A 19835-nucleotide genomic window follows, 5' to 3' on the forward strand; every position below is an offset into this window, starting at 1 on the left:
CTCAGAACTCCGCGCCGATGCTCAGGCCGAGCGTGAACGGGGAGTCGGGCTGGTCCAGCCCGCGACCGATGTCGATCTTCACCGGGCCCACCGGCGAGCGCCAGCGCGCACCGATGCCCACGCCGGTGCGCCAGTCGGGCGCGGTGCCGTCGAAGGCGCTGCCGCTGTCGACGAACACCGCCGCGCCCCACGGGCCGAGGAAGTAGTGCTCGAACTCGACGCTGGCGGTGACCACGTTGCGCGCGCCGATCGCGTAGCGTCCCTCGTCGGTCTCGATGCGCGGGCCCACCTCGCGCCACTCGTAGCCGCGGATGCTGCGGTCGCCGCCGGCGTAGAAGCGCAGGCTCGGCGGCAGGTCCACCAGCGAATCGGTCCAGGTGTAGCCGGCCTCGCCGCGGATGATCAGCCGGCTGTTCTCGCCGATGCCCTTGAAGGTGCTGGCGCGTGCGTGCAGCTGGGCGAAGTTGGCGTCCGAGCCGACGCCTTCGGCGCCGCTGCGCAGGGTGAGCGAGCCGCCCACGCCGCTGCGCGGGAAGATGCGGTCGTCGACGTTCACGTATTCGGCGCGGACCGAGGGATAGGTGAACGTGGCATAGCGGTAGGCCGGTTCGGCCAGCGCGCCCCCGCCGTCGTCGGCCACCTGGTACAGCCAGCGCTCGCGCAGGGCGTGGATCGAGGCCACCAGGTTGATGTGGTCGTTGAACTGGCCGCTGCGGCTGGCCACGAGTTCGATCCTGCGGGTGTCGATGTAGTCGGTCTGCTCGTCGTAGGCCTGGGCGCTGATGGTGTACCAGCCGTCGCGCCAGGCGAAGGCGGGGATGCGGTACTGCAGCGTCAACGTCTTGCGCTTCTGCGCGTAGTCCAGCTGCGCCAGCGCCTTGTGGCCGCGCAGATTGACGTAGCGGCGCTCCACGCCCAGCCGCACGCCGGCGCCGCTGTCGGTGCCGTAGCTCAGGCCCGCGGTGTAGATGCTGCGCTTGGCCGGCGTGAGGCGCACGGTCACCGGTACGCGCTTGTCGATGGCCTTGTCCGGTTCGGGCGTGATCTCGATGTCGCCGAAGTAGTCCAGGCGCGTGAGCGAGGTGCGCAGGCGGTCGAGGCGGCCCTGGTGGTAGTACTCGCCTTCCTCCCAGTAGACGAGGTTGTGCAGCAGGTCGTCGCGCACGATCCTGCGCTCCTGCTCGAACGTGGTGGGGCCCATGTCGTAGCGGTCGCCGCTGGTCCAGACCAGCTCGATGTCCACGGCCTGCTCGGCGCGCGTCACCTCCACCCGGCGCGACGAGAAGTCCGCGTCGAAATAGCCGCGCTCGGTCAGGCGGCGGCTGATGCGGATCTTGCTGGCCTCGTAGTCGGCGTGGTTGAAGATCGCGCCGGCCGAGGGGATGAAGGCGTCGATGTCGGTCTCGAGGTAGCGGTCCTGGCCGCCCTCGCCGATGATCGCGATGTCGCTGTTGCGCACCCGCACCGGCTCGCCCGGGTCCACGCGGACGGTCACCGAGACGCTGCCGTTGTCGCGGGTGCGCTCGACCTCGATGTCGGGCGAGTAGAAGCCGAACGGTTCCAGCGCCTCGCGTGCCTCGTCCTCGGCCGCGCGCACCAGGTAGCCCATGCGGCGCCAGCTCACGTCCTGCCCGGCCGCGTCCACCAGCGACAGCGACACGCGCACGTTCTCGGTCATTTCCTCGTCGAGGCCGAGGATGGTGGTGGGACCGACCTCGACCGCCTGCACCGCGCCGGCCGCGAACAGGCACAGCGCGGCGAGGGAGATGCGGTGGGGGAGGCGCATCGACGAAGGATACCGGAGGCCGGTCAAGACGCGATTAACGGATGTACCGCTGCGCAGGCGACGCAGGGGCGCGCGCGTGGCGCGATCGAACAGGGATACGGTCCACCTTGCGTCCGCCAGGCGGCTCCGCGACGCTGGCGACCGTCGTCCGGGCATCGCCGGACGCGCGCCCGGCGGGGCCGGTCGGGTGCGACGTCCCGCTGCGGGTGCCGCAGGAGACGCGGCGCGCGATGAGTCGGGTGCCGCTGTGTGTCTTCCGGAGGCGGACTCAGCCCGACAGATGCTCGATCGCGGCCACGCTGCCCAGCCGGTCGGCGAGGCGCCTGAGCAGCGCGAGACGGTTGCGGCGCAGAGCGTCGTCCTCGACGTTGACCATCACCGCATCGAAGAACGCGTCCACCTGCGGTCGCAGCCGCGCCAGGTGCGAGAGCACGTCGACGTAGTCGCCGCGCGCGAGCGATGCGCCGGTCTCGGCGTAGACCGCTTCCACCGCTTCGGCCAGCGCGCGTTCGGCGGGCTCGCGCAGCAGCGTGGGATCGACGCTCGCCGGAAGATCGCCCTCGGCCTTCTTCAGCAGGTTCAGGATGCGCTTGTTCGCCGCCGCCAGGGCGTCGGCCTCGGGCAGGCTGGCGAAGGTACCGATGGCGTCGATGCGGCGGTCGAGGTCGTAGAGAGACACATCCGCATGAGACGACAGCTTGGAAGCAACCGCATCCAGATGTTGGGATGGTGCACCCTTGTCCGCGTAGTAGTTCCGCAAGCGGTCCACGAGAAACTCGTACAGATCCGTTCGTAGCGTTTCGGTGTTGCGATCGGCGTGTGGCTGGACGCCATCCGGAAGCAGCGTGACTGCCTGGTCGATCAGCTTCCGGATATCCAGATCCAGCCCACTCTCGATCACCGTCCGTGCCAGTCCCAGCGCATTGCGCCGCAGCGCGAACGGATCCTTGTTGCCGGTCGGCTTCAGGCCCGCGGCGAAGCCGCCGGCCAGCGTGTCCAAGCGCTCGGCGATCGCCAATACCTTGCCCAGCGGGGACAGCGCGATGTCGTCGGCGGCGAAGCGCGGCTGCCAGGCCTCGTCGATCGCGTTCGCCACCGCCTCGCGGTCGGCGTGCGTCAGGTCCGACAGCGCCGCGTCCTGCATCGCGTAGTGGCGGCCGGCGATGCCCTGCAGTTCCGGGAACTCGTTCACCAGCCGCGACTGCAGGTCGGCCTTCGACAGCGATGCGGCGCGCTTCGCCAGCGCCGCGTCCACGCCGACCTGCGGCGCGATCGCCTCGGCCAGCGCGGCCACGCGCGCGACCTTGTCGGCGACCGTGCCCAGCTTGGCCTGGTAGGTCACGCTCGCGAGCCCGGCGTTCATCGACGCCAGGCCCTGCTTCATGTCCTCGACGAAGAAGAAGCGCGCGTCGGCGAAGCGCGGGCGGATCACGCGCTCGTAGCCGCTGCGGATCAGGCTGTCGTCGGCCGGCTCGACGTTGGCGATGCCGATGAAGCGCGCGGTCAGCCGTCCCGCGCCGTCGAGCACCGGGAAGAACTTCTGGTTGGCCTCCATCGTCGCCACCAGCGCTTCCTGCGGCACGGCCAGGTACTCGTCCTCGAACGTGCACGACACCGCTTTCGGCCACTCCACCAGGCACACCACCTGGCGCAGGTTGTCGTCCTCGATGCGCGCGGTGCCGCCGGCCGCCCCGGCGGCCGCCTCCACCTGCGCGACGATGCGCGCGCGGCGTTCCTCCGGATCCACCAGCACCTTCGCCCCGCGCAACGCGTCGACGTAATCGTCGGGCGTGGCGATCCAGACCTGCTTGTCGTGCAGGAAGCGGTGGCCGCGGCTCATGCGGTCGGCGCGCACCCCGAACACCGTGCCGTCGACCACGTCGCCACCCAGCAGCATCACCAGCCACTGCACCGGACGCGCGAAGGCGTAGTCGTGGTCGCCCCAGCGCATCGGCCGGGGGATCGGCATGGCCGCGATCGCCTCGTGCAGGATCTCCGGCAGCAGGGCCGCGGTCTTCGCGCCGGCGCGCACCGAACGGTGCACGAAGCGCTCGCCCTTGGCGTCGCTGGCGCGCTCGAGCGCGGTCCACTCCACGCCCGCCTTGGCGGCAAAGCCCTGCAGCGCCTTCGTCGGCTGGCCATCGGCGTCGAGCGCGATGTTGACGTACGGCCCGAACGTTTCCGAGGCCTGCTGCGGCTGTTCGGCCGCCACGCCCGGCAGCCGCACCGCGAGCCGGCGCGGCGTGTACAGCGGCGTCGCGTCGCCTCGCTCGACCGCGATCCCGCGCCGCTCCAGCGCCGACAGCACGCCGTCGAACAGCGCCTGCGCCAGGCCCGGCAGCGCCTGTACCGGCAGCTCCTCGGTGCCCAGTTCGATCAGCAGCGGGGGCATCGGGACGGTGCTCATGCGGAGGCGGCCTGCGGGGTCGGGGCGGAAAACGGGCTGTAGTGGCTGCGGAACACGTCCATCGCCTCGCAGCGGTCCACGTGCGCGCGCAGCGCCGGCCACGGCGCGAGGTCGAGCGGGATCGCCTCGCGCAGATGGGTGGTGTAGCAGGCCACCGCGATGTCGGCGTGGGTCATCGCCTCGCCGACCAGCCAGGGCGCGTCGCCGCGCGCGGCGCAGGCCTGCTCCAGTTCGCCGAGCGCGCCCTCCACCTGCACCCGGCAGCGCGTGAGCCAGGCCTGGCTGTGCTGCTCGACAGGACGAAAGACACGTTCGAGCGCGATCAGGATCGCCTTGTCGATCGCGCCGGTGGCCAGCGCGACCAGGCGCTGCGCATCGCGCCGTGCGCGGCCGGTGGCGGGCATCAGCGCGCGGTCGGGGCCGACGGTGTCGTCGAGGTAGTCGAGCATCATCGAAGACTCGGTCAGCACCTCGCCGTCGTCGAGCACCAGCGTCGGCGCGCGGCCGAGCGGGTTGTATTCGCGGATGCGGTCGAAGTCGCGCCCGACCGACCAGGCGCGGTGCTCGAACGCGAGGTCGTACAGCGCCATGGCGATCGCCACCCGGCGCGTGTACGACGAGTCGTACATGCCGATCAGGATCACGACGCGGCCTGCAACGGTGCCGATGCCTGCTTCAGGCCGGGGAAGCCGAGCTTCTCGCGCTGCGCGTGGTAGGCCTGCGCCACCGCCTGGGCCAGCCTGCGCACGCGCAGGATGTAGCGCTGGCGCTCGGTGACCGAGATCGCGCGGCGCGCATCGAGCAGGTTGAAGCTGTGGCTGGCCTTGCACACCTGGTCGTACGCCGGCAACGGCAGGCCGGCTTCGACCAGCTTCATGGCTTCCTCTTCGCACTCGGTGAAGCGCTTGAAGAGCACATCGACATTGGCATGTTCGAAGTTGTACGCGCTCTGCTCGCGTTCGTTCTGCAGGAACACGTCGCCATAGGTCACCACGCCCTGCGGTCCGCGCGTCCAGACCAGGTCGTAGACGTTGTCGCAGGCCTGCAGGTACATGCACAGCCGCTCCAGGCCGTAGGTGATCTCGCCCAGCACCGGGCGGCATTCCAGCCCGCCGGCTTGCTGGAAGTAGGTGAACTGGGTGACCTCCATGCCATTGAGCCAGACTTCCCAGCCCAGCCCCCAGGCGCCGAGCGTGGGCGATTCCCAGTTGTCCTCGACCAGGCGCAGGTCGTGGCGCTGCGGGTCAATGCCCAGTTCCTTCAGCGAACCGAAGTACAGCTCGACGATGTTGTCTGGGTTCGGCTTCATCACCACCTGGTATTGGTAGTAATGCTGCAGGCGGTTGGGGTTCTCGCCGTAACGGCCGTCGGTGGGGCGGCGGCTGGGCTGCACGTACGCGGCGTTCCACGGCTCGGGGCCGAGCGCGCGCAGGAAGGTCGCCGGATGGAAGGTGCCGGCCCCGACCTCCAGGTCCAGCGGCTGGATCAGCACACAGCCCTGCGCCGCCCAGTAGCTGTTGAGGCGGGTGATCAGTTCCTGGAACGTGGGTCCGGTCATCGGCGGCGCGTCGGAGTCGGCGGTTTTCGCGGGCGCGCTAGTATAGCGGCGGACCTCGCGGCGACCGGCCGCGCCGGCACCGGAGCCCGCCCTTGAACGACCCGCTCGCCATGCGTTCCGTGCCCACCCCCGCGCGCCTGCCGCCGGGCAGGCTGGCGCTGGAGCCGGTGATCGCGGCGTTGCTGGCCGATGGCCTGCTCGCGCCGAAGGACGCCGAACACGCGCGCGCCAGCGCCCGCCATGTGCGCGGCCTGGATGCCGTGCATCCGCTGGTGCTGCTGGCCAACCTCAAGCTGCCCTCGGCGCAGCGTCCCGGCAGCGAGCTCGGGCTCGAAGCGCTCACCGAATGGCTCGCCGGCGCCAGCGGCCGCGCGTACCTGCGCATCGATCCGACGAAGATCAAGGTCGCCGAGGTCACCGAGCTGGTCTCGCACGCGTACGCACGCCGCCACCGCATCCTGCCGGTGGAGGTCAGCGGCGACCGCGCACGCATCGCCACCAGCGAGCCGATGGCGCTGGACTGGCTGCCGGACATCCAGCGCCTGCTGCGGCGCGAGATCGAGCTGGTGGTCAGCAACCCGCTCGACCTGCACCGCTACACGATGGAGTTCTTCGGCGTCACCCGCTCGGTGCGGGGCGCCCAGGCCGACGGCGGCGGCGAGAAGACCTCGCAGGCGCCGAGCTTCGAGCAGCTGGTCGAACTCGGCCGCGCCGGCGACGTCAACGCCGACGACCACCACATCGTCAACATCGTCGACTGGCTGCTTCAGTACGCCTACGAGCAGCGCGCCTCCGACATCCACCTCGAGCCGCGGCGCGACGTGGGACGGGTGCGGTTCCGCATCGACGGCGTGCTGCACAAGGTGTTCGAGATGCCGCCGCCGGTGATGACCGCGGTGGTCTCGCGCATCAAGGTGCTCGGGCGCATGGACCTGGCCGAGCGCCGGCGTCCGCAGGACGGCCGCATCAAGACCCGCTCACCCGGCGGGCGCGAGGTCGAGATGCGCCTGTCGACCATGCCCACCGCGTTCGGCGAGAAGTGCGTGATGCGCATCTTCGACCCGGATACCGCGTTCAAGTCGATCGAGCAGCTCGGCTTCGACCCGGACGAGGCCGACACCTGGCACGAGCTCACCAACCGTCCGCACGGCATCGTGCTGGTCACCGGCCCCACCGGTTCGGGCAAGACCACCACGCTGTACTCGACGCTCAAGCGCCTGGCCACCAGCGACGTCAACGTGTGCACGGTGGAGGACCCGATCGAGATGATCGCGGTCGAGCTCAACCAGATGCAGGTCCACCACCAGATCGACCTGACCTTCGCCCAGGGCGTGCGCACGCTGCTGCGCCAGGACCCGGACATCATCATGATCGGCGAGATCCGCGACCTGGACACCGCGCAGATGGCGGTGCAGGCCTCGCTCACCGGCCACCTGGTGCTCTCGACCCTGCACACCAACGATGCGCCGTCGGCGATCACGCGCCTGCTCGACCTCGGCCTGCCGCACTACCTGATCGCCTCCACCCTCAACGGCATCCTCGCCCAGCGCCTGGTGCGCACCCTGTGCCCGCACTGCAAGGCGCCGAAGAAGCTCACCGTCGAAGCCTGGCACGCGCTGCTGCCCGGGCCGCACGCACCGCCGGTGCCGACCACCGCCAACGGACCGGTCGGCTGCCTGGAATGCCGCAATACCGGCTACCTCGGCCGCGTGGGCATCTACGAACTGATGCCGGTGACCCCGCTGCTGCGCGCGCTGATCCGCCCGGACATGGAACTGGCCACCTTCACCCGCGCCGCGGTCGGCGAAGGCCTGCGCACCCTGCGCATGGCCGGCGCCGAGAAGGTCGCCCAGGGCGTGACCACGGTGGAGGAAGTGCTGACGGTGCTGCCGCCGACCGAATGACCGGCGCGTGCGGGCTCGCGTGGCGACCGCAGCGCAAGGGCGCGCATGCGATGCAGTAGCATGTCGCCATCGTGGCGCGGCCACTTCAGAAGATCGGTAGTACGTCATGTCGACGCGGACGATGGGGCCGGGCGCGGGCTGGTCCTGGCTGGCACGGGCGGTCAACCTCGGGCGCCACAACCCCAGGGCGGTGATCGGGGCGATCGCGCTGGTCGCGGCCGTGGCGCTGGTGCCGAGCATCGTGCAGATGGGCGCGCAGTCGGCGCTGGGCGGGAGTCCGGACACCCTGCTGACCGTGATCGGCCTGACCACGCTGGTGTCGCTGGTGGTGTTCCCGCTGCTGATCGGCGGCGCGCTGCGGGTGATCGACGCGGCCGAGCACGGCCGGCCCGCGACGCCGACCGCCGTGTTCGACACCTTCCGCGCCGGCCACGGCGCCGGCCGCCTGATCGGCTTCGGGCTGCTGATGACGGCGCTGTACCTGGCCGTGTTCGGCACCCTGATCGGCACCTTCGGGCAGGGCTTGCCGGAGTGGTACATGCAGCTGATGCAGCTGAGCATGGAAGCCGGCGGCAAGCCGGTGCAGCCCGACGACATCCCCGCGCCGCCCTCGGGCCTGGGCATGGTGATGGCGCTGGGCCTGCTGTTCGGGCTGTTCCTCGGCGGGGCCTATGCGATCGGCTTCGGCCAGGTGGCGCTGGGCGGACGCGGCGTGCTGGCGGCGATCGGCGACGGCCTCACCGGCTCACTGAAGAACCTGCTGCCGATCGTGGTGCTGGCGATCCTGTCGATCGTCGCCCTGTTCGCGCTGACGCTGGTGGTGCTGCTGGTCGGCGGGCTGCTGGCGCTGATCGGCGGCCTGGTGCACCCGGCGCTGGCGATCGCGCTGGTCGCGCCGGTGTACCTGGGCATGATCCTGCTGATGTACGTGGTGATGTTCGGCGTGATGTACCACATGTGGCGCGACGTCTGCGCCGAGCCGGTGGTGCCGCCGCCGCTGCCGGGCAACCAGGTCGAACTGTGAGCTGAAGCGACCGGAACGCGCGTCGCCGCTGCGCGCGGCGCGGACCCGCGAAGCAGAAGAGGGCAGCTGCGTTCGCGTCGATCCTCCCTGCGCATAAGGCGAGGCCAGGGCGGAATCCAGGCTTCCGGGCGCCGGCGTGCCCCCTCCGCCTTCGGCATCCGTTCGGCCCGTTACAGCGCACAGGCGTTCTGTCGACCCGCGCGGCAGTGCCGCGCCAGCAGGTGGCCCTCACCCCCGCGAGCGGGGAAGGAATGCGACGCGGAGACGCGCCTACAGCAGGGCGTCGAAGGCCCGCTGCATCGCGGTGTGCGCGGCGAGGAAGAGCCAGCCGGTCATCGCGATCGCCAGGACGGCCTGCAGGCACAGCCACGCGATCGCCCATGCCGGCAGCCGTCCGCCGATGCCCGGCGCCTGCGTCACCTGCGTGCCTGCGACGCGGTCGTGCAGGGCCTGGCGTCGCGGCGGCAGCAGCGCCAGCAGGTGGCCGAGATTGAGCGTGATCCACGACAGCGCGCCGGCAAGGTGGCGCAGGGCGGCACGCGCGATGCCGATGCGCCGGCCGCCGGTGCCTGTCACGCGCAGGCCGAGTGCGCGCTTGCCGGGCGTGGCCTGCCACGGCGAGGCCTCGAACGCCACGAACCAGGCCAGGGCCAGCAGCGCGGCCAGCAGCAGCGGGGGGAACACGGTGGCGACGATCGCGTCGGACAGTGCGGTGGTGACCGTGCGCTGCGCCGGATCGTCCAGCCAGCGCCGGGCGAGATCGAGCGGCGTGGCGCCCGCTCCCAGCAGGTCGACCATCGCCTGCGCCATCGAGCGCACCAGCGCATCGAACGCGGCCGACGCGCGCGCCACGCCGTCGGCCATCCGGCCCGCGCACAGCGCCAGCGCCGCCAGCAGCGGCAGCATCATGTCCAGCGACCACGCCGCGCAGCGGCGCGGGAAGGCGGCGGGCGCCGCGGGCAGCCGCGGCGGCGCGCTCATGGGCCGTCGCGGGCCTCGGCTTCGGCATCCGCGTCCGCCTTCGGCGCGACCATGCGCGCGGCGAGGATGCCGGCTTCGTACAGCAGGCACATCGGGATCGCCAGCATCAGCTGCGAGACCACGTCGGGCGGGGTGATGACCGCCGACAGCACGAACATCCCCACCACCGCGTAGCCGCGCCATTCGCGCAGCTGCGACGGGGTCACCCAGCCCATCAGCACCAGGATCACCAGCGCCACCGGCAGCTCGAAACTGATGCCGAAGGCGAGGAAGATCACCAGCACGAAGTTCAGGTAGGCGTTGATGTCGGTCATCATCGCCACGCCGTCGGGCGTGATCGCGGTGAGGAAGCCGAACACCGCCGGCAGCACCAGGAAGAACGCGAACGCGCAGCCGGCGTAGAACAGCCCCACCGCCGACACCAGCAGCGGCAGCGCCAGGCGCTTCTCGCGCTTGTACAGGCCCGGCGCGACGAACGCCCAGGCCTGGTAGAGCAGCCAGGGCATGGTCACCAGCACCGCGGCGAACAGCGCCAGCTTCAGCGGCGCGAAGAACGGCGAGGCGACCTCCACCGCGATCAGCTGCGCGCCCTCGGGCAGCTTGTCCAGCAGCGGCTGCGCGAACCAGCCGTACAGCCGGTTGGCGAACGGCAGCAGCGCGAACAGCGCGATCGCCAGGCCGACGATCGCGCGCAGCAGCCGGCTGCGCAGCTCGACCAGATGCTCGATCAGGCTGCTGGCGCCGTCGTCGGTGTCAGCGTCGACGGCCATCGTCGGAATCCGTGTCGGTAGCGGGGGCCAGGCCGGTCAGGCCGGGCTGGTGAGGGTGTGGAGGCTCGGCGGGCGCGGGCGGGGCGGTGGGCGCCGCGTTCCCGTCCTCGCGCGCCGCGTCGACGGGCGCAGGCGGCGGCGCATCGCCGCCCGGGCCTTCGGCCGGCGCGGATGCAGGATCGGTCTCGGTGTCCGTGCCGATGGACGGCGGCGCGTCGAAGCGACGTGGCCGGGGCTCGGGCGCATCCGTCGCCGCGGCAGGCACGGCGGCCCCGGTGGCCGGCGCACCGCTCGCCTGCCGGCGCATGTTTTCGATCTCGCGGCGGGCTTCGGCCTCGGCGGCGCGCACCTTGGCCTGCACCTCGTCCTCGGTCTCGCGCATCGTGTCCTGCAGCCGCGCCGCGGCCTGCTTCGCATCGTGCAGGCTGCGCTTGAGTTCCTCCGCCGCCAGTTCGCGCTCGAGCTCGGACTTCACCGAGAACCATTGCGCGCGCGCGCGGCGCACCCACAGGCCGGCGAAGCGCGCCGCCTTGGGCAGGCGCTCGGGGCCGAGCACGACCAGTGCGACCACCGCGATCAGCAGCAGTTCGGTGAAGCCGATGTCGAACATGGCGGCGGCCGCGGATCCGCGGCCTCAGCGCGAGACGGTGTCGTCCTGTCGGGGCTTGCCCGACACGGTGCCGTCGCGGTCCTGCGTCGGCGTGGTCGACTGGTGGTCGAGCTCGCCGGCCGGCTTGTCCTCGTCGGCGATGCCCTTCTTGAAACCCTTGACCGCCTCGCCCAGGTCGCGGCCGGCGCCGCGCAGGCGCTTGGTGCCGAACACCAGCAGCACCACGACCAGCACGATCAGCCAATGCCAGATGCTGAAACTACCCATTGCATGTTCCCGCGAACGGTGAGGAAGCCCTCAGGATACTCCACCCGCTCCGGCGCGACCGTGCCACAGGTCCGGGCCCCGGGCCCGCGCAATGGCGGGCCGCGCGCCGCGCGGCGACGTTCAGGGCGTTTCCGGCAGCGGCTCGACGGTGGCGGGGTTGTCCTGCACCGGCTCGAACGGCTGCGGCACCGGCTCGGTGGCCGGCGGCGGGGACAGGGGCGCGGTGGTCGTGGTCGCGGCGGGGTCCGCCGCCGGCGTCGCAGGCACGGTGGACGATACCGGTACGGCGGCTCCACCGGTGCCCCGCGCGACGCGGGCCGCCGCGGTGGCCTCCTCCAGCTGGTCGCGGAAGGCGACCACGGCGCTGGACGGCGCCTGCGGCGCGCGCCCCTCCAGCACCATGCGCGGCGTGGTGTTGGCGCCGTAGACCGCCTGGTTGGCCTCGTTGTCGATCTGCAGCACCGCGCCGTCGAGCGCGACCCCGGCGAACAGCCCGCGCGCGCGAGACCACGACCAGATCTCGGCCTTGAGCTGGCCGTCGGTGGCGGCCGCGGCGTTGCGGCCCACCGGGCCGGCGGCCACGCCCGCATCGGCGCCCAGGGTGACCTTGCCGTTGACGATCGATTCCAGGCTGCGGTCGTTGCGGAACACCAGCACCACGTCGGCCGACTGCACCCCGGCCTGGAAGCCGATGCTGCCGCCGGTGAGCTTGACGAAGCTCGGGTTGGACCAGGTGCCGTCGGCCGACTTCACCGACAGCAGGCCATGCCCGCGGCGACCGCCGAGCACCAGGCCCACTTTGAGCGTGTCGGGGATGACCACGATCGCGCGCGCCTCGTCCAGCAGCTTGTCCGGGATCGCCGATTCGGGAATCGCCTGTACCTCGTTGAGCACCCGCAGCGCGTTGCCGGCGCGGGCGTCCTCTTCCGGACCCGCGACCGCGGTGCCGGCGGCGAGCGAGACGGCGAGCAGCACGGCGATCAGCGCCTGGCGCGGCGCAGCGGTGGGGCGGGAACGGGGCATCGTGGACTCCGGCTGTGGCAGGACACCGCGCGTCGCGGCGACGGCTCAGGCTAGTGACGGGGCAATGAATCGCGGATGAGTTATGCCGGCGGATCGCAGCGTCGCCGGGACTGCCGTGCGCCGCGTCGCGCGCCCTGCCATCCTATGCCGATGACGACGACCGCGCCCGCTTCCACCCCCGATACCGCCGTGCTGGTGGTCAACCTCGGCACGCCCGATGCGCCCACGCCGGATGCGGTGCGGCGCTACCTCGGCGAATTCCTGTCCGACCCGTTCGTGGTGCAGATCCCGAAGCTGTTCTGGTGGCCGCTGCTGTACGGGGTGATCCTGCCGCTGCGCTCGCCGCGGGTGGCGAAGAAGTACGCCGGCATCTGGATGGAGGGCGGCTCGCCGCTGGCGGCGCACACCCGCGGTCTGGCCGCGGCGCTGCAGCCGCGCCTGCCGGAGGTCGCGGTGCTGCACGCGATGCGCTACGGCCAGCCGGCCCAGACCGCGCGGCTGCGCGAACTGGAGGCCGCCGGCGTGCGCCGGGTGCTGGTGCTGCCGCTGTACCCGCAGTATTCGTCCACCACCACCGGCACGGTCGCCGCGCTGGCGCAGCGCACGCGCGGCGGCCTGGACCTGCGCGTGATCGAGGACTACGCCACCGATCCTGGCTGGGTGGAGGCCGTGGCCGGCTCGATCCGCGCGCACTGGCAGGCCAACGGACGTGCCGAGCGGCTGCTGTTCTCCTTCCACGGCCTGCCGCAGCGGCTGGTCGATGGCGGCGATCCGTACCAGGCGCAGTGCGAGGCCAGCGTCGCCGCGCTGGCGCGCGCGCTGTCGCTGCAGCCGGACGGGTTCCTGGTGGCCTACCAGTCGCGCTTCGGGCGCGAACGCTGGCTCGGGCCGGCCACCGACGACACCCTGCGCGAGCTCGCCGGGGCCGGGGTGCGCACCGTGGACGTGGTGTGCCCGGGCTTCGCCGCCGACTGCCTGGAGACGCTCGAGGAGATCGCGATGGAGAACGCCGAGATCTTCCACGAAGCCGGCGGCGAGGCGCTCCGCTACATCCCCTGCCTCAACGATGCGCCCGCGCACGCCGATGCGCTCGCGGCGCTGGTGCGGCGCGAACTGGCGGCCTGGGACGCCGGCGCCTGATGCGCGAGATCACGCTCGACGTCGCCCTCGGCCGCCTGCACGGCCTGCATTGGGGCGAGGCCGGCCGGCCGCGGGTGCTGGCCCTGCACGGCTGGCTCGACAACGCCGCCAGCTTCGTGCCGCTGGCCGCGCACCTGGACGGGATCGAACTGGTCGCGATCGACCTGCCCGGGCACGGGCGCAGCGCGCACCTGCCGCCGGGCGCGGACTACTCGTTCGCCGGCGCGGTGCACAGCGTGCTCGACGCGGCCGACGCGCTGGGCTGGGAGCGCTTCGCCCTGCTCGGGCATTCGATGGGCGCCGGCATCGCCAGCCTGATCGCGGCGGCCTGTCCGGACCGGATCGAGCGGCTGGTGGCGATCGAGGCGCTGGGCGCGCTGCCCGACAGCGCCGCCAACACCGTCCCGCGCCTGCGCGACGCAGTGGCGGCCGGGCGTGCGCTCGCCGGCAAGCGCCTGCGCGTGTTCACCGATCTCGATACGCCGGTGCGGGCGCGCACCCTGGCGCGCACCGGCGCGGTGGACGAGGCTTCCGCGCGCCTGCTGGTGGAGCGCGGCGTGCGCGAGGTGCTGGTCGACGACGCGCGCGCCGGCTGGGAGTGGAGCAGCGATCCGCGCCTGACCCTGCCGACCATGCTGCGCCCGTCCGAAGACCAGGTGCGGGCGCTGATCGCCGGCATCGCCTGCCCGACGCGGGTGATCTACGCCGACCCGCCGCAGCCCTACCTGCCCGAACCACGCCGCAGCGAGCACGCCGCGCTGTTGCCGGACGGCACGATGGTGGTGCTGCCCGGCGGGCACCACCTGCACATGGAGCAGCCGGCGGCGGTGGCCGCGGCGATCGGAGGATTCCTCGCCTGGCGCGACTGAAGGGCGGGCGCCTCGCCGGCCCTGACCACGAGTCGCTGGCAATCGATGGCACGGCGCCGTGCGGACACGCGACGCCGTCCGCTCGCGGCTACTGGAGCTGTCGGCGCAACTGCACGCCCACGATCACGCGGGCATCGCCGTGGTTGCGGTTGAACGAGAGCGTCGCGCTGCGCGCGGCGCCGTCGCCGGCCTTCTCGAAGGCGAGCATCGCCGCGTCCGCGGACTGCCTCGCCGAGAGGGTCTGGGTCCAGCCCTGGGCGCGCATCGACTCGCGCGCGTCGGCGAACAGCGCATCCAGGTGGCCTGGCGCGCTCAGGCTGAGCACGCTCGCATCGGGCAGGTCCATCACGCTGTTCACGCGATACCCACGCGGCAGGTAGACGTCGCCCGGGAACTGCGCCGGCAGCGCCAGCGCGTCGCGCGCCGGCACCGTCGCGGGCGCGTCGCCGCCGCCGCCATCGACGGTGCCCCGCGCGGCGCGTTCGATCGCGGCCTCGGCGATCGGATTGCCGGCGCGCTGGCAGGCGGCCAGCAGCGCGAAGGCCACGAGGCCGGCCGCGCACAGGCGCACACCACGATGGGGAACAGGCGTCATCTCACCCCTCCGACGCCCTGGGGCAGGCGTCACGGGTCCAGAGGGTTAACGCGGAGGGCGGGTGCGGGCGGCCACGGCGCGCCACGGGATCCTGGTCGCGGGCGGCCGTGGCCGCGCGCGGTCAGCCCAGCAGCACGTGCAGCGCGGCCTTCAGCCGGCGGCCCTCGAGCCGGAAGTAGTCGCGTTCCTCGCGCCAGGCCGGGCAGCGCGCCTCCACCTCGCGCCAGAACGCGCGCGAGTGGTCGGCGTGCAGCAAATGGCAGAGCTCGTGCACCAGCACGTAGCGGAACGCGGACGGACGCCCGAGCACCAGCGCCAGGTCCAGGGTCAGGGTGCCGTCGGGCGCCAGCGAGCCCCACTGCGAGGACAGCACGCGCAGCCGGATGCGCGCCGGCGGACGCGGCAGGCCGGACAGGTAGGCCGGCAGCCAGCGGCCGATGTCGGCGCGCGCTTCGGCCTCGAGGAAGTCGCGCAGGGCGCGCCCGGCGGCGGCGCCACCGGCGCGTGGCGGCAGTTCCACCACCACCGCGTCGCCGTCGCGCGTCGCGCGGGCGATGCGTCCCGCAGCCCAGCGCAGCGTCAGGCGTTCGCCGCGCAGCGGCAGCGCGCCCGGCTGCCCGGGCACCGGGGCGAGCACGTCGTCGGCGTGCGGCGCGAGCTGCGCGGTCAGCCAGTCGCGGTGTTCGAGCAGGAAACGTTCTCCCGCCACCAGGCTGGCGCGCGGCGGCAGGGTCAGGCGCGGACCGCGTTCGCCCACGCTCAGGCGCAGGCGCTTGGCGCGCGGATCGCGCACGCGCAGCACATCGATGCGGCGCCCGTCGGACAGCACGAAGGCGATGCTGTCGCGCTGCAGGCGCGCGGGGGCGCGGGTCGGGGGCGGGGAGAGACGGAACAGCGAACGCATGTGCGAATGCTACCCGCGTTCGCGCAGGGCGCGCACACGTGGCGCGCGCTCATGCATCGCCGCGCGTCCGCCGCCTGCGCGCGAGGCGAGCCTTCCGCGCGCGCGGCGACGCGACGCGGGCCGCTTCCGGCGCATGCCTATGCGTCGGCCCGCGACAGCTTCAGCGCGCCTTCGAGTACCGTGAACAGGCGCGAGAACTCCGCCGCCATCAGCGCGAAGCGCGCGTCGAGCTCGGCACGCACGTCGTCGCGCTCGGTCGACTCGAGCTGGTCCACCGCGCCGTCGAGCAGCTTGAACTTGCGCACCACCAGGTCCTCGCCGAGCACGAACGAGACGTGGTCGTCCAGCGTCAGCGCCAGGCGCGTGACCTGCTTGCCCGAATCGAGGTGCTTGGTGATCTCGTCGCTCTGCAGTTCCTGGCGCTGGCACTTGACCACCGCGCCGTGCTCGGCCGGATCCTTGAGTTCGCATTCCTCGCCCAGCGACAGGCCCTCGGGCAGCGGATCGCCGGCGATCCAGCCGGTCAGCACGTTGCGCGGCGCGACTTCCGCATTCAGCGGCAAGGCGGGGAAGCTGCCCAGCGCGTTGCGGATCTCCGAGACCACCGCCTCGCCGGCCTTGCGGCTGGAGGTGTCGACTACGCACACGCCGTGGGCGAGGTCGAGCAGCGCGTCGGTGCGCGAGGGCCGCACGAAGGCGCGCGGCAGCAGCTCGTGCACCAGGTCGTCCTTCATCTGCTTGCGCATGCGGCTGCCGGGGCGGCGGCCCTGCTTCTCCTCCACCTCGGCCAGGCGCTTGGCGAGCATGTCGTTGACCACCGAGGACGGCAGCAGGCGGTCCTCGCCGCCGACGGTCAGCCACACCGCCTCGCCGATGCGGTGCGAGAACGCCTCGCCCTCGCGCCCGAAGGGCGAGACGAAGCCGCGCGAGGACAGTTCGAGCGCGCCCACCGGCTTGAGCGGGTGCTCGGCGAGCAGGCTTTCCAGGGTGGACAGGTCGAGGGTGGTCGGGAAACGGAACAGCGTGAGGTTTCTGAAGAACATGGAGATCCGCGAATTCGAGGGGAGGGACCGCGTGGTGCGGAGGGCTGCCGCGGGAGGTGCGGCAGCGTGGATCAGCGTCGTCGCAGGCCGTGCGAAGCCGCAGGGCACGGGCCCGGCGCGCGCCGGAGCGGGGAATGGAAGCGGCGCACGGCGTCAGCCGTCGCTGCGGTCGGGCGCCCGGGGATCGCCGGCGAGCCAGGCGTGCGCGTCGGCCCGTGCGGCGCCGTCGCGGTGGCCCAGCGAGAGGAAGTCGAACAGGGCCGGATCGCTCAGCTGCGAGGGGCGGATGTCGCCCAGCGCGCGGGCGATGGTCTCGATCCGCCCGGGTGTTTCGCGTTCCCACTGCGCCATCATCTTCTGCACCTGCTTGCGCTGCAGGTTCTCCTGCGAGCCGCACAGGTTGCAGGGAATGATCGGGAATGCCTTCGCGTCGGCGTAGGCGGCGATGTCGTCCTCGCGCACGTAGGCCAGCGGCCGGATCACCACGTGGCGGCCGTCGTCGGAGAGCAGCTTGGGCGGCATGCCGCTGAGCTTGGCGTGGAAGAACAGGTTGAGGAAGAACGTGGCGACCAGGTCGTCGCGGTGGTGGCCGAGCGCGATCTTGGTGATGCCGTTCTCCGCCGCCCAGCTGTACAGCGCGCCGCGGCGCAGGCGCGAGCACAGCGAGCACATGGTCTTGCCTTCGGGCACCACCCGGCTGACCACCGAATACGTGTCCTGCTCGATGATGTGGAAGTCCACGCCGAGCGCGCGCAGGTACTCGGGCAACACGTGCTCGGGGAAGTCCGGCTGCTTCTGGTCGAGGTTGACCGCGATCAGCGAGAACGACACCGGCGCCTTCTTCTGCAGCTGCAGCAGGATGTCGAGCATCGTGTAGCTGTCCTTGCCGCCGGACAGGCACACCATCACCCGGTCGCCGTCCTCGATCATGCCGAAGTCCGCGATCGCCTTGCCGACCTGGTGGCGCAGGCGCTTGCCCAGCCGGGCGGCCTCGTGGGCGCCGCGGCGGTCGGCGTGGCGCAGGGTCGGCATCGGCAGCGGGAGGACGGTACTCATGCGGCGATTTTACCGGTGCCGTCGCCCCCGGCGCCGGCGCGGCGGCCTCCGGCGGTGCGCGGCCGGCGTTTCTTGATCCGAATCAACGCGTTCGGGCCGGGGCACACCGACACTGGCGCTCCCTTCACGCCCTGGAGCCCGCCGTGGACCGGACCATGAAAGCCGCCGTGGTGCGCGCGTTCGACCAGCCGCTCGCGATCGAGGAAGTCGCCGTGCCGCGACCCGGTCCGGGGCAGGTGCTGATGCAGGTCGCCGCCTGCGGCGTCTGCCACACCGACCTGCACGCCGCCCGCGGCGACTGGCCGGTGAAACCGAACCCGCCGTTCATCCCCGGCCACGAGGGCGTCGGCCACGTGGTCGCGGTCGGCGAACATGTCGCGCACGTGAAGGAGGGCGACCGCATCGGCGTGCCGTGGCTGCATTCGGCCTGCGGCGTGTGCACCCACTGCCTGGGCGGGTGGGAGACCCTGTGCGGGTCGCAGCAGAACACCGGCTACTCGGTCGACGGCAGCTTCGCGCAGTACGTGCTGGCCAATGCCGGGTACGTCGGGCACCTGCCCGCGGGGCTGGACTTCGTCGAGGTGGCGCCGGTGCTGTGCGCCGGGGTGACCGTCTACAAGGGGCTGAAGGTCACCGACACCCGGCCGGGCCAATGGGTGGCGATCTCCGGCATCGGCGGGCTCGGGCACATGGCGGTGCAGTACGCCAGGGCGATGGGCCTGAACGTGGCCGCGGTCGACGTGGACGACGCCAAGCTGCGGTTGGCCGAGCGGCTCGGCGCCACGGTCACGGTGAACGCCCGCAATGCCGATCCGGCAGCGTTCCTGCAGCGGGAGATCGGCGGCGCCCACGGCGTGCTGGTGACCGCGGTGTCGCGCCAGGCGTTCGCGCAGGGCGTGGGCATGCTGCGCCGGGGCGGGACGATGTCGCTGGTCGGGCTGCCGCCGGGGGATTTCCCGCTGGACATCTTCGGCATGGTGCTGAACGGCATCACCGTGCGCGGCTCGATCGTCGGCACGCGGCTCGACCTGCAGGAATCGCTGGAATTCGCCGCGGCCGGCAAGGTCCGCGCCACCGTGGCCACGGACCGCCTGGACCGCATCAACGACGTGTTCGCGCGCATGGAGCGCGGCGAGATCGAGGGCCGCATCGTGCTGGACATGGCGGCGTGAGCGCCGCCGGGCATGGCGCCGGCACGTGGCCGGCGACATGCATCATGTCTTCGCGGTTCGCGCTCAGGGCACCCAGACGCGGTTCTGCACCGTCGGGTCGGTGGTGATCGAGGCCAGCCTGCCCTGCGCGTCGAAGTGCAGCTGGAACTCGCTGAAGCTGTCGAGCCAGTAGCGCCACAGCGCCGATTCCAGGTCCGGGTTCTCGCTGCTGATCGGGTAGCCCAGCGAGGTGAGCACCTGTTCGCGGGTCATGCCCGGCGTGACCTTGGACTGCTTCACCGCGGCCTGCACCTTGGCCGGCCAGGTGGCGATCTTCGCCGCCGGGTCTTCGGTCACGACGTAGCGGCGCGCGAAGGCGGCGTCGTCCAGGTCGCGGCTGTAGTCGTTGCCGATCGCCTGGCGCTTGCCGTCGATCTCCACCTTGGTGCGGTAGCGCCCGTAGCCGGTGACCGACACCGGCGTGCCGGCCGGGATGACCCGCTTGCCGTTCTCGGCGTAGTTGCTGTCACTGATCCAGCTGCCGTCACTGCGCATGTTGCAGCACAGGTAGCCGTCGAAGCGGTCCTGCGCCGTCGCTGCGCCCGCGACGACCAGCGCCGCCAGTGCCAGCGCGCGCGCCGCGTGGCGCCCTTGCGTGTGTCCCATCTGCATAGCTCCATCCATGGCGGCCGGGCCCGCCGCGATGCGTGGCCAGGGTGTCCTCTCGCCCCTGTGCGCGTTGCCCCC

19 protein-coding genes are annotated in these 19835 nt (G+C 72.1%); 5 read left to right on the forward strand and 14 right to left on the reverse strand.

The features are described from left to right. Position 1: 1 nt before the first annotated feature. The 4 genes from QFW80_RS13150 to glyQ all read right to left on the reverse strand — a co-directional run bounded on the left by QFW80_RS13150 (position 2) and on the right by glyQ (position 5751). On the reverse strand, positions 2-1786 hold the full coding sequence (locus QFW80_RS13150) for an autotransporter assembly complex protein TamA (protein ID WP_280602429.1): 1785 nt from the start codon (positions 1784-1786) through the stop codon (positions 2-4). A gap of 268 nt (positions 1787-2054) precedes the next feature. After that, complete coding sequence (glyS, locus tag QFW80_RS13155; protein WP_280602430.1) at positions 2055-4193, reverse strand: glycine--tRNA ligase subunit beta; 2139 nt, start codon at positions 4191-4193, stop codon at positions 2055-2057. Then, positions 4190-4837, reverse strand: coding sequence for a glutathione S-transferase family protein (locus QFW80_RS13160; RefSeq protein WP_280602431.1), 648 nt, complete (start codon positions 4835-4837; stop codon positions 4190-4192). The genes glyS and QFW80_RS13160 overlap by 4 nt, the downstream gene beginning before the upstream one ends. Continuing rightward, positions 4834-5751, reverse strand: coding sequence for a glycine--tRNA ligase subunit alpha (gene glyQ, locus QFW80_RS13165; RefSeq protein ID WP_280602432.1), 918 nt, complete (start codon positions 5749-5751; stop codon positions 4834-4836). Before glyQ ends, QFW80_RS13160 begins: the two co-directional genes overlap by 4 nt. Before the next feature lie 110 nt (positions 5752-5861). Between glyQ and QFW80_RS13170 the strand changes: the two genes are divergently transcribed. Next, entirely contained in the window at positions 5862-7655 is a 1794-nt protein-coding gene (locus QFW80_RS13170; protein ID WP_280603061.1) for a GspE/PulE family protein, read from the forward strand. A 106-nt stretch (positions 7656-7761) separates the two neighbouring features. Further along, the gene (locus tag QFW80_RS13175; protein WP_280602433.1) at positions 7762-8679 is read left to right on the forward strand and encodes a hypothetical protein; all 918 of its coding nucleotides are present in this window, start codon (positions 7762-7764) and stop codon (positions 8677-8679) included. Positions 8680-8949: 270 nt separating this feature from the next. Here the strand turns inward: QFW80_RS13175 and QFW80_RS13180 are convergent, their stop codons facing one another. From QFW80_RS13180 to QFW80_RS13200, 5 genes are all read right to left on the reverse strand, one after another. Then, positions 8950-9660 carry an RDD family protein gene (locus tag QFW80_RS13180; RefSeq protein WP_280602434.1) on the reverse strand — a complete coding sequence of 237 codons (711 nt, stop codon included), beginning with the start codon at positions 9658-9660 and terminating at the stop codon, positions 8950-8952. Next, positions 9657-10430 carry a twin-arginine translocase subunit TatC gene (tatC, locus tag QFW80_RS13185; RefSeq protein WP_280602435.1) on the reverse strand — a complete coding sequence of 258 codons (774 nt, stop codon included), beginning with the start codon at positions 10428-10430 and terminating at the stop codon, positions 9657-9659. Before tatC ends, QFW80_RS13180 begins: the two co-directional genes overlap by 4 nt. Beyond that, on the reverse strand, positions 10414-11040 hold the full coding sequence (gene tatB / locus QFW80_RS13190) for a Sec-independent protein translocase protein TatB (protein ID WP_280602436.1): 627 nt from the start codon (positions 11038-11040) through the stop codon (positions 10414-10416). The genes tatC and tatB overlap by 17 nt, the downstream gene beginning before the upstream one ends. A 24-nt stretch (positions 11041-11064) precedes the next feature. Continuing rightward, positions 11065-11307 (reverse strand): Sec-independent protein translocase subunit TatA, encoded by a 243-nt coding sequence (gene tatA, locus QFW80_RS13195; RefSeq protein WP_280602437.1) that lies wholly within the window; start codon positions 11305-11307, stop codon positions 11065-11067. A gap of 120 nt (positions 11308-11427) precedes the next feature. Next, complete coding sequence (locus tag QFW80_RS13200; protein ID WP_280602438.1) at positions 11428-12330, reverse strand: lipid-binding SYLF domain-containing protein; 903 nt, start codon at positions 12328-12330, stop codon at positions 11428-11430. A gap of 150 nt (positions 12331-12480) precedes the next feature. Between QFW80_RS13200 and hemH the strand changes: the two genes are divergently transcribed. Next, on the forward strand, positions 12481-13470 hold the full coding sequence (gene hemH / locus QFW80_RS13205) for a ferrochelatase (protein WP_280602439.1): 990 nt from the start codon (positions 12481-12483) through the stop codon (positions 13468-13470). Next, positions 13470-14339: an alpha/beta fold hydrolase gene (locus QFW80_RS13210; RefSeq protein WP_280602440.1), complete on the forward strand. Its 870-nt coding sequence runs from the start codon at positions 13470-13472 to the stop codon at positions 14337-14339. Before hemH ends, QFW80_RS13210 begins: the two co-directional genes overlap by 1 nt. Before the next feature lie 88 nt (positions 14340-14427). On the opposite strand, the gene QFW80_RS13215 is transcribed toward QFW80_RS13210, so the two are convergent. The 4 genes from QFW80_RS13215 to ttcA form a co-directional block, all read right to left on the reverse strand. Beyond that, positions 14428-14934 carry a hypothetical protein gene (locus tag QFW80_RS13215; RefSeq protein ID WP_280602441.1) on the reverse strand — a complete coding sequence of 169 codons (507 nt, stop codon included), beginning with the start codon at positions 14932-14934 and terminating at the stop codon, positions 14428-14430. 121 nt (positions 14935-15055) lie between these two features. Continuing rightward, a complete protein-coding gene (locus QFW80_RS13220; RefSeq protein WP_280602442.1) occupies positions 15056-15838 on the reverse strand; it encodes a M48 family metallopeptidase in 783 nt (260 codons plus the stop codon). A gap of 137 nt (positions 15839-15975) precedes the next feature. Beyond that, positions 15976-16881: a recombination-associated protein RdgC gene (locus QFW80_RS13225; protein ID WP_280602443.1), complete on the reverse strand. Its 906-nt coding sequence runs from the start codon at positions 16879-16881 to the stop codon at positions 15976-15978. 153 nt (positions 16882-17034) lie between these two features. Next, positions 17035-17937, reverse strand: a complete 903-nt coding sequence (gene ttcA, locus QFW80_RS13230) for a tRNA 2-thiocytidine(32) synthetase TtcA (RefSeq protein ID WP_425603581.1) — start codon at positions 17935-17937, stop codon at positions 17035-17037. A 143-nt stretch (positions 17938-18080) separates the two neighbouring features. Here ttcA and adhP point away from each other — a divergent pair, with 143 nt between their 5' ends. Further along, the gene (gene adhP, locus QFW80_RS13235) at positions 18081-19109 is read left to right on the forward strand and encodes an alcohol dehydrogenase AdhP (protein ID WP_280602444.1); all 1029 of its coding nucleotides are present in this window, start codon (positions 18081-18083) and stop codon (positions 19107-19109) included. 63 nt (positions 19110-19172) lie between these two features. Here adhP and QFW80_RS13240 read toward each other — a convergent pair whose 3' ends face one another. Then, a complete protein-coding gene (locus QFW80_RS13240) occupies positions 19173-19754 on the reverse strand; it encodes a hypothetical protein (RefSeq protein WP_280602445.1) in 582 nt (193 codons plus the stop codon). Between the last annotated feature and the right edge of the window lie 81 nt (positions 19755-19835).

Source organism: Luteimonas rhizosphaericola, assembly GCF_029888045.1.
Classification (GTDB): Bacteria; Pseudomonadota; Gammaproteobacteria; order Xanthomonadales; family Xanthomonadaceae; genus Luteimonas; species Luteimonas rhizosphaericola.

Coding starts and splice junctions, on each gene's coding strand:
- QFW80_RS13150 (WP_280602429.1), bottom strand. CDS start 1,786: ATGCGCCTCCCCCACCGCATCTCCCTCGCCGCGCTGTGCCTGTTCGCG.
- glyS (WP_280602430.1), bottom strand. CDS start 4,193: ATGAGCACCGTCCCGATGCCCCCGCTGCTGATCGAACTGGGCACCGAG.
- glyQ (WP_280602432.1), bottom strand. CDS start 5,751: ATGACCGGACCCACGTTCCAGGAACTGATCACCCGCCTCAACAGCTAC.
- QFW80_RS13170 (WP_280603061.1), top strand. CDS start 5,862: ATGCGTTCCGTGCCCACCCCCGCGCGCCTGCCGCCGGGCAGGCTGGCG.
- QFW80_RS13175 (WP_280602433.1), top strand. CDS start 7,762: ATGTCGACGCGGACGATGGGGCCGGGCGCGGGCTGGTCCTGGCTGGCA.
- QFW80_RS13180 (WP_280602434.1), bottom strand. CDS start 9,660: ATGAGCGCGCCGCCGCGGCTGCCCGCGGCGCCCGCCGCCTTCCCGCGC.
- tatC (WP_280602435.1), bottom strand. CDS start 10,430: ATGGCCGTCGACGCTGACACCGACGACGGCGCCAGCAGCCTGATCGAG.
- tatB (WP_280602436.1), bottom strand. CDS start 11,040: ATGTTCGACATCGGCTTCACCGAACTGCTGCTGATCGCGGTGGTCGCA.
- tatA (WP_280602437.1), bottom strand. CDS start 11,307: ATGGGTAGTTTCAGCATCTGGCATTGGCTGATCGTGCTGGTCGTGGTG.
- QFW80_RS13200 (WP_280602438.1), bottom strand. CDS start 12,330: ATGCCCCGTTCCCGCCCCACCGCTGCGCCGCGCCAGGCGCTGATCGCC.
- hemH (WP_280602439.1), top strand. CDS start 12,481: ATGACGACGACCGCGCCCGCTTCCACCCCCGATACCGCCGTGCTGGTG.
- QFW80_RS13210 (WP_280602440.1), top strand. CDS start 13,470: ATGCGCGAGATCACGCTCGACGTCGCCCTCGGCCGCCTGCACGGCCTG.
- QFW80_RS13215 (WP_280602441.1), bottom strand. CDS start 14,934: ATGACGCCTGTTCCCCATCGTGGTGTGCGCCTGTGCGCGGCCGGCCTC.
- QFW80_RS13220 (WP_280602442.1), bottom strand. CDS start 15,838: ATGCGTTCGCTGTTCCGTCTCTCCCCGCCCCCGACCCGCGCCCCCGCG.
- QFW80_RS13225 (WP_280602443.1), bottom strand. CDS start 16,881: ATGTTCTTCAGAAACCTCACGCTGTTCCGTTTCCCGACCACCCTCGAC.
- ttcA (WP_425603581.1), bottom strand. CDS start 17,937: ATGAGTACCGTCCTCCCGCTGCCGATGCCGACCCTGCGCCACGCCGAC.
- QFW80_RS13240 (WP_280602445.1), bottom strand. CDS start 19,754: ATGGGACACACGCAAGGGCGCCACGCGGCGCGCGCGCTGGCACTGGCG.